General features: G+C 41.5%; 11 protein-coding genes. 3 read left to right on the plus strand and 8 right to left on the minus strand.

Annotation, left to right across the window (positions count from 1 at the left end; all coding sequences use genetic code 11):
• Nucleotides 1–117: 117 nt before the first annotated feature.
• The 3 genes from FTU92_RS09665 to FTU92_RS09675 all read right to left on the minus strand — a co-directional run bounded on the left by FTU92_RS09665 (nucleotide 118) and on the right by FTU92_RS09675 (nucleotide 3,075).
• Nucleotides 118–1,353, minus strand: a complete 1,236-nt coding sequence (locus FTU92_RS09665) for a dihydroorotase (RefSeq protein WP_004971548.1) — start codon at nucleotides 1,351–1,353, stop codon at nucleotides 118–120.
• 10 nt (nucleotides 1,354–1,363) lie between these two features.
• Nucleotides 1,364–2,380: an aspartate carbamoyltransferase catalytic subunit gene (locus tag FTU92_RS09670; protein WP_004971550.1), complete on the minus strand. Its 1,017-nt coding sequence runs from the start codon at nucleotides 2,378–2,380 to the stop codon at nucleotides 1,364–1,366.
• 305 nt (nucleotides 2,381–2,685) lie between these two features.
• Nucleotides 2,686–3,075, minus strand: coding sequence for a hypothetical protein (locus tag FTU92_RS09675; protein WP_104851793.1), 390 nt, complete (start codon nucleotides 3,073–3,075; stop codon nucleotides 2,686–2,688).
• Between the two features lie 327 nt (nucleotides 3,076–3,402).
• Between FTU92_RS09675 and rlmKL the strand changes: the two genes are divergently transcribed.
• The gene (gene rlmKL / locus FTU92_RS09680; protein WP_180072271.1) at nucleotides 3,403–5,607 is read left to right on the plus strand and encodes a bifunctional 23S rRNA (guanine(2069)-N(7))-methyltransferase RlmK/23S rRNA (guanine(2445)-N(2))-methyltransferase RlmL; all 2,205 of its coding nucleotides are present in this window, start codon (nucleotides 3,403–3,405) and stop codon (nucleotides 5,605–5,607) included.
• A gap of 73 nt (nucleotides 5,608–5,680) precedes the next feature.
• Here rlmKL and FTU92_RS09685 read toward each other — a convergent pair whose 3' ends face one another.
• The 3 genes from FTU92_RS09685 to FTU92_RS09695 form a co-directional block, all read right to left on the minus strand.
• On the minus strand, nucleotides 5,681–6,964 hold the full coding sequence (locus tag FTU92_RS09685) for a DUF945 family protein (RefSeq protein WP_004971558.1): 1,284 nt from the start codon (nucleotides 6,962–6,964) through the stop codon (nucleotides 5,681–5,683).
• Nucleotides 6,965–7,192: 228 nt separating this feature from the next.
• On the minus strand, nucleotides 7,193–9,772 hold the full coding sequence (clpB, locus tag FTU92_RS09690) for an ATP-dependent chaperone ClpB (RefSeq protein ID WP_004971561.1): 2,580 nt from the start codon (nucleotides 9,770–9,772) through the stop codon (nucleotides 7,193–7,195).
• A gap of 312 nt (nucleotides 9,773–10,084) precedes the next feature.
• Nucleotides 10,085–10,507: an OsmC family protein gene (locus FTU92_RS09695; RefSeq protein WP_004971563.1), complete on the minus strand. Its 423-nt coding sequence runs from the start codon at nucleotides 10,505–10,507 to the stop codon at nucleotides 10,085–10,087.
• 148 nt (nucleotides 10,508–10,655) lie between these two features.
• Between FTU92_RS09695 and crp the strand changes: the two genes are divergently transcribed.
• Nucleotides 10,656–11,360 (plus strand): cAMP-activated global transcriptional regulator CRP, encoded by a 705-nt coding sequence (gene crp, locus FTU92_RS09700; RefSeq protein ID WP_004971566.1) that lies wholly within the window; start codon nucleotides 10,656–10,658, stop codon nucleotides 11,358–11,360.
• A 204-nt stretch (nucleotides 11,361–11,564) separates the two neighbouring features.
• Nucleotides 11,565–12,614 (plus strand): NADP(H)-dependent aldo-keto reductase, encoded by a 1,050-nt coding sequence (locus FTU92_RS09705; protein WP_131261355.1) that lies wholly within the window; start codon nucleotides 11,565–11,567, stop codon nucleotides 12,612–12,614.
• 169 nt (nucleotides 12,615–12,783) lie between these two features.
• On the opposite strand, the gene FTU92_RS09710 is transcribed toward FTU92_RS09705, so the two are convergent.
• Complete coding sequence (locus FTU92_RS09710) at nucleotides 12,784–13,566, minus strand: M48 family metallopeptidase (protein WP_004971571.1); 783 nt, start codon at nucleotides 13,564–13,566, stop codon at nucleotides 12,784–12,786.
• 156 nt (nucleotides 13,567–13,722) lie between these two features.
• A complete protein-coding gene (locus tag FTU92_RS09715; RefSeq protein WP_004971573.1) occupies nucleotides 13,723–14,031 on the minus strand; it encodes a hypothetical protein in 309 nt (102 codons plus the stop codon).
• Between the last annotated feature and the right edge of the window lie 35 nt (nucleotides 14,032–14,066).

Genomic DNA, 14,066 nt, shown 5'->3' on the forward strand with positions numbered 1-14,066 from the left:
ACGGAATGTAGAGTCTCTTCTTCGATTTTCTATTTGGGGATTGTTAAAATTCAATAAAAAAGCCAGCCGAAGCTGACTCTTATTTAAACTTGAAAATAAAATATCAATCAGAGCATATTAAGCAGTAAAGACGCGTACTGCTTTGCCTTTTACAACTTGATTAATCAAAGGCGTATTTTTGCCTTGTGACACAATCGTTTCTTTGTTCAGTGTCCATTCCACTTCTGGATCAACCAAGACCCAACCCGCTTCCTGTTCCCAACGACTTTGCATTTTTGCCACACGCGCAGGTGCAAGTGTCACTTTTTCTACCCATTCCAATGGACTGAACAGACCTTCCTGAATCAGTTGAATCCCAAATGGAATATAAGTATCAAATGCAGTAAAACCTGACAAAGTATCTGCAAATGGTGCCATTTTTGCAGAGCTATTTAACGGCTCATGATGAGTACAAATCGCATCAATCACACCATCTTTTACACCTTGACGCAGTAATGCTTTGTCTTGCTCTGAGCGCAGTGGCGGACGTACATGCGCTAACGAGTTAAAACCATCAATAATTTGATCGGTTAAATGCAGTTGATGCATCGCCACATCGCAAGTGACAGGCAAACCTTTGGCTTTAGCTTGTTGAATCAATTCAACTGATGCACCACAAGACAATAAGCCAAAATGCGCACGTACACCTGTGGCTTCAATCATCAGCAAATATTTGGCAATCGCTACGGTTTCTGCCAAAGTTGGAATCATAGGCAAGCCCTGACGCGATGCAATAAAACCTTCATGCACACAGCCATCTTTAGCAATTTGCGGTTCTTCGGCATAGAACACCACGGTCATGTCCAAACCTGCAGCATATTCCAGTGTGCGAATCACGACATCATCATCTTCAAAAGGTGCATTGGCATTGGACACTGCACTACAGCCGCCTTTTTTCAGTCCCGCCATATTGGCAGGCTGCTTGCCGTTTAAACCTTGAGTTTGTGCACCAATCACTTCTAAATAAATGCCACCATCCAACATGGCTTTTTCGACCAAACCATGAATGAGTGCACCGTTGTCTTGCACGATTGGTTTAGAATCGGGTGGCGTAAATAAGTGCAGAATTCCGTTTTCACGTGCGGCCTTGCCTTCAGATTTGAGCGTGCCATGTTGTTGCTGACCAGGTTCACGTAAACGTGCGCATAAATCGACCATAGTTGGCATGAGCCATTGACCTTGGGCATCTATGCTTTCGCTAATATCTGCACTTTCTGCAACCAACTTGCCATTTTCAAGATATACCGTTTGTACGCGGTCAATTTGCTGGATTGGGTCAAGCACACGTACATTTTCAATTTTTACAATCGCCATGACTTTTTCCTTATACCGCAATCGCGTCAATCAAACCTTGTTCTTGCAATTGACCTTGCATCGCCAAGGCCAATACCGCCATACGTACCGCAATACCGTTGGTTACTTGATTTAAAATCACCGATTGAGGCCCATCGGCAATGCTTGAATCAATTTCGACACCACGGTTCATTGGACCAGGATGCATCACAATACAGTTTGGTTTTGCAAGCGCCAAACGCTCTTTGTTTAAACCGTACATTTTGTAGAATTCGGCTTGTGAGGCAAGTGCTGGCGAATCAATACGTTCATTTTGAATACGCAGGGTGATAATCACGTCGCAATCTTTAATGCCTTCTTCCATTTTGTTAAATAAACGCACGCCTGCGCCATATTCATCAAAACCGTAGGGCAACAAGGTGTTCGGTGCAATCACGCGAATGTCTTTACAGCCCAGTGTTTGCAAGGCAGCCACATCGGAACGCGCCACGCGTGAATGTTTGATATCACCAATAATCGCAACACTTAATTCTTCATAAGGTCGTTGGGTTTCACGGCGAATGGTCAGCATATCCAACATCGCTTGCGTTGGATGTGCATGACGGCCATCACCCGCATTAATAATGGCAACCTTTGGGCAAACCGTTTTAGCAATAAAATGTGCTGCACCTGAAGATGAATGACGCACCACAAAAATGTCAGCAGCCATCGCCTCTAAGTTCCACAAAGTGTCACGCAAAGTTTCACCTTTAGAGGTACTTGAACGGGCAATATCAATATTGAGTACATTGGCAGAAAGACGCTTGGCTGCGGCTTCAAATGTGGTGCGGGTACGAGTAGAGTTTTCGAAGAACAAATTCATCACCGTGCGCCCTTCGAGCAAATTATTGGTGATCAGTTGGTTTTGTTCATTGAAAAAGGACTGTGCTGTGTCCAGAATTTGGGTGAGGGTTTCTTTGGAAAGACCTTCGATGGTTAAAAAGTGTTTTAAATGCCCATCTTTATTCAATTGAATCTGGCTCGGAGTATGCAATGCCGCCAAATGCATGAGAGATTCCTTATACGTTAAGTTAACGCATTATACAGAAATTGATTTGGCAAAGCAGTGTAACTTGGCATGATTTAGTCAAAAGAAACTTATGATTTTAAAAATTAAGTCATGCAGACTCATCTACACTTTCTTTCATGCTTAATACTCTACAAAGCGATGTGAAAGGATGGCATTTATATTTAACTGCTCTGCTAGCCAATCATCTTGATATGAGCTTGATGAACATCTGGTGGGTCAATCTTCGCCTACAACTGCCTACGCAACCTTCAGGCTATGTAGGCATAGTCTGTACAATTCACCGTTTAACGCAGTGCCCCTATATAATGATGGGACACCTGCGCCCGATAAATTTCTTCAGCTGTAGGTTCAGTCAAGTCATCTATATTTTCTATATTTTCTACTGCATCTAATTGCTGCGCTTCAGTCTGTGGCGACGTTATTTCTGCATCAGCATCCATTAAGTTAGCCAATATACTGTTTAAGCGCAGCGCATAACGGCACAATTCCTCATCGTGTGTAGCGAGCGCCAATTGCAGCACAGCACGTGCATAGTCTGAATTTTCAACCAGATACATGACATCAATCACACGTCCACTGACCCGTCTTAATCGCGTATAAATTAAAGTGGCAACTGAAAAAATCTCGTTATTTGCTGTTAAAGCCTGTGCCGTGTTTAAAGTAGCCGTGGTCATTTAAATATTCCCCTTATCGCTTCATTGTTGTTTTGCAGTGTTTGATGCTCATCTGCAAAATGTTCACCATCACAACAATGTATGAGCAAAATACATACCAATCATGTGAATATTCAGGTTTTTATTTTTCCGCAATACAATCACTCAAAATTTTTTAGAGATGTCATTACATCCTCATTGCCTTTTTAGAAAAAAACAGTAAAAAATGCCCTGAAGCTCTTCAAACCTAGACCTTTAAAATTCTGCACGATTCACGCTAAATCACTAAGTTTTCTAGCACAAAATACGGTAAAATAGCCGATTGCTGAATTGCTTTTGGAAATTTTCATGAATTCGAAACCCCGTCTTTCTACATATTGGGTCACCTGTGCAGATGGACTTGAAACCTTATTGCAAGAAGAAATGCAAGGTTTAGGTATTCAAAATATCGAACGTTTACCGGGTCGTTTAATTTTCAAAGGCACACTCGAAAATGCCTATCGTGTCTGCATGTGGTCACGTTTAGCCTCACGTGTCCTTACACCAATTCACACACACGAAATTGAATTTAGTCACGACGCGCGCGATGTAGCCGAAGAGCTTTATGAAGGTGCGCTGAGCTTTGACTGGTCACTGATTTTTGCGCCACAAAGTACTTTTGCAGTGCGTTTGCATATAGAGCGTGACATTAAAGTGAACAGCCAATTTGCGACCTTGCGCGTTAAAGATGGTGTGGTCGATTCATTTATGGATGCAGTGGGCAAACGTCCAAGCATTGACATCAAACAGCCTGAAATTACCTTATACGTGTTGGCAGGTAAAAAAGAACATACATACTGCCTAGATTTATCTGGCGATTCACTGCATAAACGCGGCTATCGTCGTTTTATGACCGATGCCCCAATTAAAGAAAACCTTGCCGCAGCGATTCTGCAAAAAGGTCAATTACAACAAATTCAACCCGACATTATTTTAGACCCAATGTGTGGTTCGGGTACGTTTATTATTGAAGCATTGATGATGCTGACTGACCGTGCACCGGGTTTGGTACGTCGTTTCGGTTTTAACGGTTGGCAAGGTCACGACCATGAATTATGGATGACCATTAAAGCAGAAGCGGCTGAACGCCATCAAACTGCATTACAACAACCATTGCCAAAATTTTATGCTTTCGATGCCGACTGGGAAGCAGTCAAAGCCACCAAGCAAAATATTATTGCAGCAGGTTTTGAAAGTCTGCTCGATCAGATTCAAATTGAAGAACGTACTTTGGCTGACTGGCCCGACTTTCAAGCCGAAGGTAAAAAGGCCTTTATTGTAACCAACCCACCTTATGGTGAGCGTTTGGGCGATAAAGCCTCGAACCGTGCCTTATATTTGGGTCTGTCTGCCCTCTTGCAAAAGCATTTCCCAAATCAAAAAGCAGCCGTCATTGCAGCCCAAGTTGAACAAGCCGATGTGTTGGCTTTCAATGACCCGCAAATTTTACGTTTGATGAACGGTAAACTGCCAATTTATGTCCGTTTTGGTACGATCAAACCTGCAACATTCGCACGCCCATTCTTAGCAGATTGGCAACCGCAACAGTTTGAACCCATTGAAGGCGCAGAAGATTTCACCAACCGTTTGCAAAAAAACATGCAGAGCCTGAAAAAATGGGCGGTGAAAGAAAATGTGCATTGCCTGCGTTTATACGATGCAGACTTACCTGACTTTAATGTCGCAGTCGATTTATACGGCGACCGTTTGCACGTGCAGGAATATGCGCCGCCGAAAAAAATTGATCCTGAAAAAGCCAAAAAGCGTTTTAACCTTGCCTTACAAGCCATTCGCGCTGTCACAGGTTTAGGGCGCGATGCGGTATTTATTAAAACCCGTGCCCGTCAGGAAGGTAAAAACCAGTACACCAAACAAAGTACCGCCTCGAAGCGTTTTATTGTGCAAGAAGGTCAGGCTAAAATTTTGGTTAACCTCACCGACTACCTAGATACAGGCTTGTTCCTTGACCATCGTCAAATGCGTTTACGTATTGCCAAAGAAGCACGTGGCAAGCACTTCCTGAATTTATACAGTTATACCTCAACTGCAAGTTTACATGCCGCGCTTGGCGGTGCAGCAAGTACCACCAGCGTCGATTTATCCAATACTTATTTGAATTGGTCTAAAGAAAACTTTGTATTGAATGGTTTAACGGTAGACCATGCCGATGAACAACATCAATTCTTTGCCAGTGATTGTTTTGAATGGCTCAAAGAAGGTCATGAACAATATGATCTGATCTTTATTGACCCACCAACTTTCTCAAACTCTAAAAAGTTCTACGGAACATTTGACGTACAACGCGACCACGTTTCTTTAATTAAGCGTGCCATGAACCGCTTAACCACAGGCGGAACGCTGTACTTCTCCAACAACTACCGTGGTTTTGAAATGGATGAAGAAATTGAAGCCATGTTTGATGTGCAGGAAATTAGCCATGAAACTATTGGGCAAGATTTCAAACGCAACACCAAAATCCACCGTGCTTGGAAAATTCAGCACCCGCCTGTTTAAATAAACGATATGGCAATACAACAAAGCCTGTTCATTTGAACAGGCTTTGTTGTATCGTAGATCAGTATCTAGATTATTGACCAGTTAAAAACTTCTTTTCACCATATTGATAATGCATCGACAGTTTAAATTCATCACCATCACGTTGAATTTGCTGATTGCTTTGCATCGCACTGAGCATCTGTTCTAATTCTTGATCAGACATGCTTTTACCCGCAGCATTCATATAATTATTCATAATAGTTTTGACTACTTGTTTGTTAAAACTCACATCGGTTTGCACTTCTAGCAAACTTGGGAACATTTTCGCTAAGCCTTCTACAGTGGTTTGATGCCCTGGCATCACTTTACCAACCAAATCTGCCCGAATACTGCCTGTGCCTAATTTCAACTGATTCTTCTTGGATTCGAACTGAAAGCCCTCATTAATCACAGCCAACAAGGCTTGTTGTACATCTTTCTCAAAGTTTTCCGCTTCTAGGCATGAGTTGTTTTGTTTTTGCACAATATCAAGAAACGTCTGCATTTTACTGCGCTGCAAGTTTTTAACATCCCAATTCACTTGCAGGTCTTGCATGGCAGGCACATTATTTAAACCTAACTCGGCAATTTTAAATTTCGATTGAATATCTACCGTGCGCTCATGCAGTTGAGTATCCATACGCCAACTGAAGTCTTTCATTTTGCCTGAACCCACTGCTTTTGGGTCTTGACGCTGCATTTCTGCAATACTGAATTGGAAATAGCCCGGCTCTAAAGACTGCACATTCAAAGCCTGATTGGTTTTAAACTGCATGCCTTTTACTTGAAGATGTCCAAATTGATCCAGCACCGTCAATTGAGGCACATCAAAACTCATATTTACAATTTTCTGCTGCCCCTGACTTTGTTTCGCCTGAAACTCAATCTGCATAGGAGAAAATTTAGCTTCAAGTCCTGCTTCTTTTTTCTCTATAGCAGGTATGCTCAATTTCGTGGTCGATACACCCAACCAATTCACTTGCGTTGTCACATTTAGAGGCTGCTGAAAGAACTCGGAAAATTGTCCCTGCCCTTGTTCCAGATTCATTTTAGAATCAATTTGGTAACCTTTCCATGTCCGCTGAATTTGATCTTGTCCGTGAAACACCAGTTTTTCTTTAGCATTACATGGGTCTGCAATAATGGTCATTTTCCATTTGGCAGTACCTGTTAAAGTCCCCATGTCGTAGTCCGTATATTGGACGCTCACATTGGGTACAGGATTTAAATTTTGTTGATAATGCTCACGCAGGCTCTTATCTGCATATAAATTTCCTGCAGTAACAGCTCCTGCCAACACTGCAACCCCCATTCCACCCCATACTATTTTTGACATAGATTCTGCTCAGAATTTATCTATTCTTATTGAACAATAAATTATAATTAATCTTCTTTAAAAAAGATAATTGTTTTGCAAATAAATCACTTAAATACAATATTCATCACAAAATATTAAAAATAGCTGTCATTTTTTACCAAAAATTTTACTTATGTGACCTAAATTGTCAGTCATAAAAAACCCAGCCGAAGCTGGGTTTCTTAAAAGTTGCTTACACATAGCCAATTAGCTGAGTTTCATTTTTTCAAACAGCAAATGACCATTTTCAGCTTTAATTAAAATCGTATCACCTGCAACAAAGTCACCTGCGAGGATTTTTTGCGCCAATGTGTTTTCCACTTGTTGCTGAATTGCACGTTTCAATGGACGCGCACCGTAGACTGGGTCAAAACCTGCTTCAATCAATTGATCAAATGCAGTATCGTCTATCGACAAGCTCAAGTCGCGTTCGCTTAAACGCGCACGTAAACGATCCAATTGAATATCGGCAATGCCACGAATTTGTGCTTTTTCCAGTGAATGGAACACCACCAACTCATCAATACGGTTAATAAACTCAGGGCGGAAATGTTGTGAAACTGCGGCCATGACCACGGTACGCACTTCTTCACGTGTTGGATTGTCACCCAATTCACGTACTTCGTGTGAACCCAAGTTAGAAGTCATCACAATTACAGTGTTCTTAAAGTCCACCACGCGACCTTGCGAGTCGGTTAGGCGTCCATCATCCAACACCTGCAACAAGATGTTAAATACGTCTGGATGGGCTTTTTCCACCTCATCAAACAGCACCACACTGTACGGTTTACGACGTACTGCTTCGGTTAATACACCACCTTCTTCATAACCGACATAGCCTGGAGGCGCACCGACCAAACGGCTGACCGAGTGTTTTTCCATAAATTCAGACATATCAATCCGAATCATGGCGTCATCGCTGTCAAACAAGAAGTTCGCTAACGCTTTGGTCAATTCTGTTTTACCTACCCCTGTTGGGCCAAGGAACAGGAACGAACCACTTGGACGGTTAGGATCAGACAAACCTGCGCGTGAACGACGTACCGCATTCGACACCGCCACCACAGCTTCATCTTGCCCCACCACACGGTTATGCAAGAAATCTTCCATGTGTAGCAATTTTTCACGTTCACCCTGCAGCATTTTCGATACAGGAATGCCCGTTGCAGCACTCACGACTTCAGCAATTTCATTGTCCGTAACTTTGTTACGCAATAATTTTGGTTCTTCTTTCTCTTCAACCAACTCATCTTGTGCCAGTTGTTTTTCCAACTCAGGAATCACACCGTATTGTAAACGTGACATTTCCGCCAAGTCATTTTCACGCTGCGCTTTTTGCAATGCCATACGTGCCTGATCAAGCTGAGTCTGAATTTGCTTAGTGCCTTCAACCAAGGTTTTTTCCGCTTTCCAAACTTCTTCCAAATCATTGTATTCATTTTGAACTTCAATAATTTGTTTTTCCAGATGTGCAACTTCAGCACGGCTGCCTGCATCTTCATCTTTCTTCACGGCTTCAAGTTGCAGTTTTAATTGAATTAAACGGCGCTCTAATTTATCTAAGGCTTCAGGCTTAGAATCTAGCTCCATTTTAATCCGTGACGCTGCCTCATCCACCAAATCAATTGCCTTGTCGGGAAGTTGACGGTCAGTGATATAACGGTGCGACATTTTAGCGGCGGCAATAATCGCCGAATCTAAAATTTTAACCCCGTGGTGCACTTCGTAGCGTTCTTTCAGACCTCGTAAAATTGCAATGGTGTCTTCTACACTTGGCTCATCGACCAATACTTTTTGGAAACGACGCTCTAAAGCCGCATCTTTTTCAATATATTGACGATACTCATCTAAAGTAGTGGCACCGACGCAGCGCAATTCGCCACGCGCCAATGCAGGTTTCAACATATTGCCTGCATCCATGGCACCATCGCCTTTACCTGCACCCACAAGTGTGTGTAATTCATCAATAAATAAGATGACTTCACCTTCTTGTTTCGCCAAGTCTTTTAAGACCGCTTTTAGGCGTTCTTCAAACTCACCGCGATATTTCGCACCTGCCAACAATGAGCCCAAATCTAAAGATAAAACACGTTTACCTTTTAAGCTTTCTGGCACTTCACCATTCACAATACGCTGCGCCAAACCTTCAACAATCGCAGTTTTACCCACACCAGGTTCACCAATGAGTACTGGGTTGTTTTTGGTACGGCGTGACAACACCTGAACGGTACGGCGAATTTCATCATCACGACCAATTACAGGGTCTAGCTTGCCCGCCAACGCACGTTCGGTTAAATCGATGGTATATTTATTGAGTGAGTCACGTTGATCTTCGTGATTATTGCTCATGACTTTTTCATCCCCTCTAATTTTGTCAATCACGCTACGCAAACTATCTGAGGTCACGCCTACACTGTTCAGTAGTGTTTTGGTCGCGCCCACTTCGGTCAAACCCAGCATCAACCAATCGGTTGACAAGAACTCATCACCTGCTTTTTGGGCAAAACTGTCAGCCAAATTCAAGGCTTTAACCGCATCTGGACTTAAGTTGATATCGCCTGTTGGATTGGCCAAAGTCGGTGCATCAGCAATCGCTTGCTGTAATTTGCTTTGCAAATCACGTAGGTTTGCGCCTGCTTGTTGTAATAAACTGACATTGGAAGCTTCTTCGAGCAAAGTCGCCAATAAGTGAATGCCTTCAATGGCAGTATGATCTTTCCCTATCGCGAGAGATTGGGCATCGGATAAAGCTTGCTGTAGGCGGTTGGTAAACTTTTCAAAACGCATTCTTGTTATTCCTCACAACAAATTGTGTACTTGATGGATATATGGGAACGCAGGCGTAAATTTCAATTAAATTTTTTATATATTTTTCAAAATCTTAATTAAAATTAACGGTTAGATTTCAATTATAATATTGGACTGATTAAAGTAAATTTCAAGTTTAATCAGGTAATTTTTTTATAGTGAGTTGAATTATTGACATACACTTGTATATCAACAAATTAAAGGCTTCTGATTATTATTCATGCAAATAGAAATATTTAGTTACAATGATTGGCAAATATACCAACCATTGTATGACCTATCAGTCAACGCTTAATCTTGTTCAATAATTTCAAAATCATGGCTAATTTCGACGCCACCATCAGATAGCATTTTACTGGCAGAACAGTACTTTTCTGCTGAAAGTTCAACCGCCTTCGCAACCTGCTTTTCCTTGACAGCCTTGCCTTTGACCACAAAATGCAAATGAATTTTGGTGAACACGGCAGGGATGCTATCGGCACGTTCTGCTTTTAACTGACATTCAACATGCGTCACTTCTTGGCGTGATTTCTTTAAAATAGTCACAATATCGAATGAAGCACAACCACCAAGTCCCATTAAGATTAACTCCATAGGACGTGGACCACGGTTTTCACCGCCATATTCTGCAGATCCATCCATCACCACAGAATGACCACTTTCCGATTTGGCTTCAAAAGCAACGTTCTCTAACCACTGAACACTTGTTTGCATTGCAACTACCTAAAAAAAACTATAAATTGACATGGGTATTTGTACACTAACATAACTTGAGTTGATAAGGAATTTCATCTCTACTGTGTGACAAGTTCAGACTAGGTCTTGTGCGATCTATTATTTATCCATTTTCGGAACCGTTAGCATGACTTCAAACTTTTCACAGCTGAGCACTGATGCATTGTCCCCTGGACAACTGCCTGACTCAGTCAAAGCATTATTAAAACGTGCATACATCAACCGTTATCCAAAACGGACAACTATTGTTGATGCGGGGACTGAATCTAAATCGTTATATTTGATTTTAAAAGGTTCAGTATCAATTATTCTTCGCGAAGATGATGATCGCGAAATTGTTGTGGCATATTTGAATCCAGGCGACTTTTTTGGGGAAATGGGTCTGTTTGAATCGAATCCACAACGTACTGCAGAAGTTCGTACTCGTGATGTCTGTGAAATTGCAGAAATTACTTATGAAAACTTCCACGAACTCAGCAAACAATATCCTGACTTAAGCTATGCCGTTTTTGCACAGCTGGTACGTCGTTTAAAAAATACTACACGTAAGGTAACTGACCTTGCCTTTATAGATGTGTCTGGTCGTATTGCACGTTGCTTGATTGATCTTTCTGCGCAACCAGAAGCCATGATTTTGCCAAACGGTCGTCAAATTCGTATTACACGCCAAGAAATTGGTCGTATTGTCGGCTGTTCACGTGAAATGGTCGGGCGTGTTCTAAAAACACTTGAAGAACAAGGCATGATTGAAACTGATGGTAAAGCCATTCTGATTTTTGATGCTTCTTTGGAGCAAAATGAATCCACTGATGGCAACTTTGATGACGAGTAAACCATCTATATGCTCATTAAAAAAGCAAATCTTCGGATTTGCTTTTTTATTACCAGCTGTTAACTTTTTACCATTTTCAATTATCAAAATACCATTATTGCTGTCACTACAATGAAGTAGCAATTTTCGCAGCCACAAGTGGCGCAAAATGGTTTCAGCTCTTGTAACATCAATATATACATATAATCTTGAGCGAGAGACAATATGCAATTTAAACCATTGGCAAAAACAGGCATTCTAGTTCCAGAAATCTGTTTAGGCACCATGACATTTGGTGAACAAAATACCCAGCAAGAAGCCTTTCAACAACTCGATTATGCGCTAGAACGAGGCTTATATTTTTGGGATACCGCAGAAATGTATCCCGTACCACCAAAAGTAGAAACTCAAGGTGCAACTGAAACTATTATTGGCAATTGGTTACAACAACGTGGCGGACGTGACAAATTGTTTTTAGCCTCTAAAATTGCAGGCCCTTCGCAAGGCGGCAGTCATATTCGAGACGGCAAAACCCGCTTTAACGCAGAGGATATTCATTCTGCACTGGATGGCAATTTAAAACGCCTGCAAACCGACTATATCGACTTATACCAACTGCACTGGCCGCAGCGTCCAACCAACTTTTTTGGCAAACTTGGTTATGGCAACCAAGAAGCACAAAATACGCAAGAAGTAACCGACCTTGCTGAAACCTTAACCGCGTTGCAACAAGAAATTCAAAAAGGACGGATTCGCTATATAGGTCTGTCGAATGAAACCCCTTGGGGCACCATGAAGTTTTTACACTTGGCAGAACAATTAGGATTAAGTAAATTTGTCAGCGTACAAAATCCGTATAACCTGCTGAATCGTACTTATGAAATTGGTATGTCTGAAATTGCCCATTATGAAGGTGTTGGACTACTCGCCTACTCACCTTTGGCTTTTGGTTATTTAACTGGTAAATTCCGTCATGGCGCACGCCCTGCCAATGCACGTGTCACGCTATATTCACGTTTTAGCCGTTACAGTAATCCACAAAGCGAATGGGCAACCGAGCAATACGCCCAACTTGCAGAACAACACGGCTTGAGTTTGACGCAACTGGCGCTGGCATTTATCAAGCAGCAATTTTTTGTGACAAGTACCATTATTGGCGCGACGAATATGGCGCAACTCAAAGAAAATATTGATGCCTTTGACATCACCTTATCAGATGAAATTTTACAAGGCATTGAAGCCATTCATCGTCAACAACCCAATCCAGCGCCCTAATTTTATTTTAAGCACTGCTTTAAAATGAAATTAAAAATATGAACTCAGCAATAATTCATCATTTTTATGCTGTTTAAAGTCAAAAAGTCTTCATAAAAAAAGATGCGCATAAAACCATGCGCATCTTTTTTGTGTTTTATCTTAACCAGTTGAACTGGCTGAGGTCATCTTAACGACGACTTTGGTTATATAGCGCTTGTGCTGCTGGCAAGTTTTTACGCATTGCTTCAATACGCTGACTGTTCGATGGGTGAGTCGATAAGAAGGACGCACCGCCGCCACCTTCAAGCTTGTTCATTTTTTCCCAAAGGGTAATTGCAGCTTGTGGGTTATAACCTGCACGCGCCATCAGCATTAAACCACCCTGATCGGCACGACTTTCCAAATTACGTGAATATGGCAAGCCAATCCCAATTTGGGTACCCAATTGCGCTGCTGCTGCACCCAATTGACCAACGTTATTGCCTGCCGCACTTAAACCTACGTTCAAGGCAATATTGGTTAAAGCCTGTGCACCAATTTTACTTTTCGCGTGTTCTTCTAAAGCATGCACCATTTCATGCCCCATAATTGCGGCAATTTCAGCATCAGTTAAATTCAGTTTATTCACAATACCAGTGTAGAACACCACTTTACCACCAGGTGCGACAAAAGCATTGACTTGATCAGACTTAAGTACCGCCAATTGCCACTGGAAAGGCTGACCTGTTTGGTTCATTTGATTGGCATGTGGAATCAAACGCTGAAACACAGTATTGATACGTTTATACGTGGTGGAGCTTGTGTCTAACTGATTTTTATTGCGTGCGTCTTGCACCATTTCATTATAGCTTTTGGTAGCAGTTGCATTTAAGGTCGCAGTATCTGCACCCGCCATGTCTGCAACAGTCGTACACCCTGAAACTGTGATTGCGCCTGCGGCACATAAACTTAACATCAGTTTTTTGTTCATTATAATAATCTCCGCCTTGCGAGCTATCTTCATACCAATCAATTATATGAAATCAATTCAAGGCTTTAAATCTATAATCACTTCATAAACATATCATTTATGTAAACAACGCCTAAGCTGTGTACAGATTGTATGTCTGAGCGATCAATCACTACCCTAGTAAAGAAATTGATAACACAACCAAAATACTAAACAGAAAACATTTAAACCCAAGTAAATTTTAGACACTACTTCTACTTTTTCTTCCATTTCTGGATTTTTGCGTTTGTAGAGTAGGTAAGCATTTTGAATCAGAATCAGTGGCACCAAAATACAGGCAAAAATAACGCTTAAACCAATAAATGCCTGATACATAATATTCGGATCATGCTTTTGCGATAAAATCAGCATCATGGCAATGGTCGGTGCACCGCCCATCGCAAACAATAAAGAATAAAAAATCGTACTGGTAATATTTTTATGCATCCTGCATAACCTTAATTAAATTTAATTTTCTAAAG

It is taken from the genome of Acinetobacter sp. YH12205, from assembly GCF_013418125.1.
GTDB classification, from domain to species: domain Bacteria; phylum Pseudomonadota; class Gammaproteobacteria; order Pseudomonadales; family Moraxellaceae; genus Acinetobacter; species Acinetobacter towneri.

Excerpts from the sequence above, each read along its gene's own strand:
- FTU92_RS09665 (WP_004971548.1), bottom strand. The coding sequence starts at position 1,353 with ATGGCGATTGTAAAAATTGAAAATGTACGTGTGCTTGACCCAATCCAG.
- FTU92_RS09670 (WP_004971550.1), bottom strand. The coding sequence starts at position 2,380 with ATGCATTTGGCGGCATTGCATACTCCGAGCCAGATTCAATTGAATAAA.
- FTU92_RS09675 (WP_104851793.1), bottom strand. The coding sequence starts at position 3,075 with ATGACCACGGCTACTTTAAACACGGCACAGGCTTTAACAGCAAATAAC.
- rlmKL (WP_180072271.1), top strand. The coding sequence starts at position 3,403 with ATGAATTCGAAACCCCGTCTTTCTACATATTGGGTCACCTGTGCAGAT.
- FTU92_RS09685 (WP_004971558.1), bottom strand. The coding sequence starts at position 6,964 with ATGTCAAAAATAGTATGGGGTGGAATGGGGGTTGCAGTGTTGGCAGGA.
- clpB (WP_004971561.1), bottom strand. The coding sequence starts at position 9,772 with ATGCGTTTTGAAAAGTTTACCAACCGCCTACAGCAAGCTTTATCCGAT.
- FTU92_RS09695 (WP_004971563.1), bottom strand. The coding sequence starts at position 10,507 with ATGCAAACAAGTGTTCAGTGGTTAGAGAACGTTGCTTTTGAAGCCAAA.
- crp (WP_004971566.1), top strand. The coding sequence starts at position 10,656 with ATGACTTCAAACTTTTCACAGCTGAGCACTGATGCATTGTCCCCTGGA.
- FTU92_RS09705 (WP_131261355.1), top strand. The coding sequence starts at position 11,565 with ATGCAATTTAAACCATTGGCAAAAACAGGCATTCTAGTTCCAGAAATC.
- FTU92_RS09710 (WP_004971571.1), bottom strand. The coding sequence starts at position 13,566 with ATGAACAAAAAACTGATGTTAAGTTTATGTGCCGCAGGCGCAATCACA.
- FTU92_RS09715 (WP_004971573.1), bottom strand. The coding sequence starts at position 14,031 with ATGCATAAAAATATTACCAGTACGATTTTTTATTCTTTATTGTTTGCG.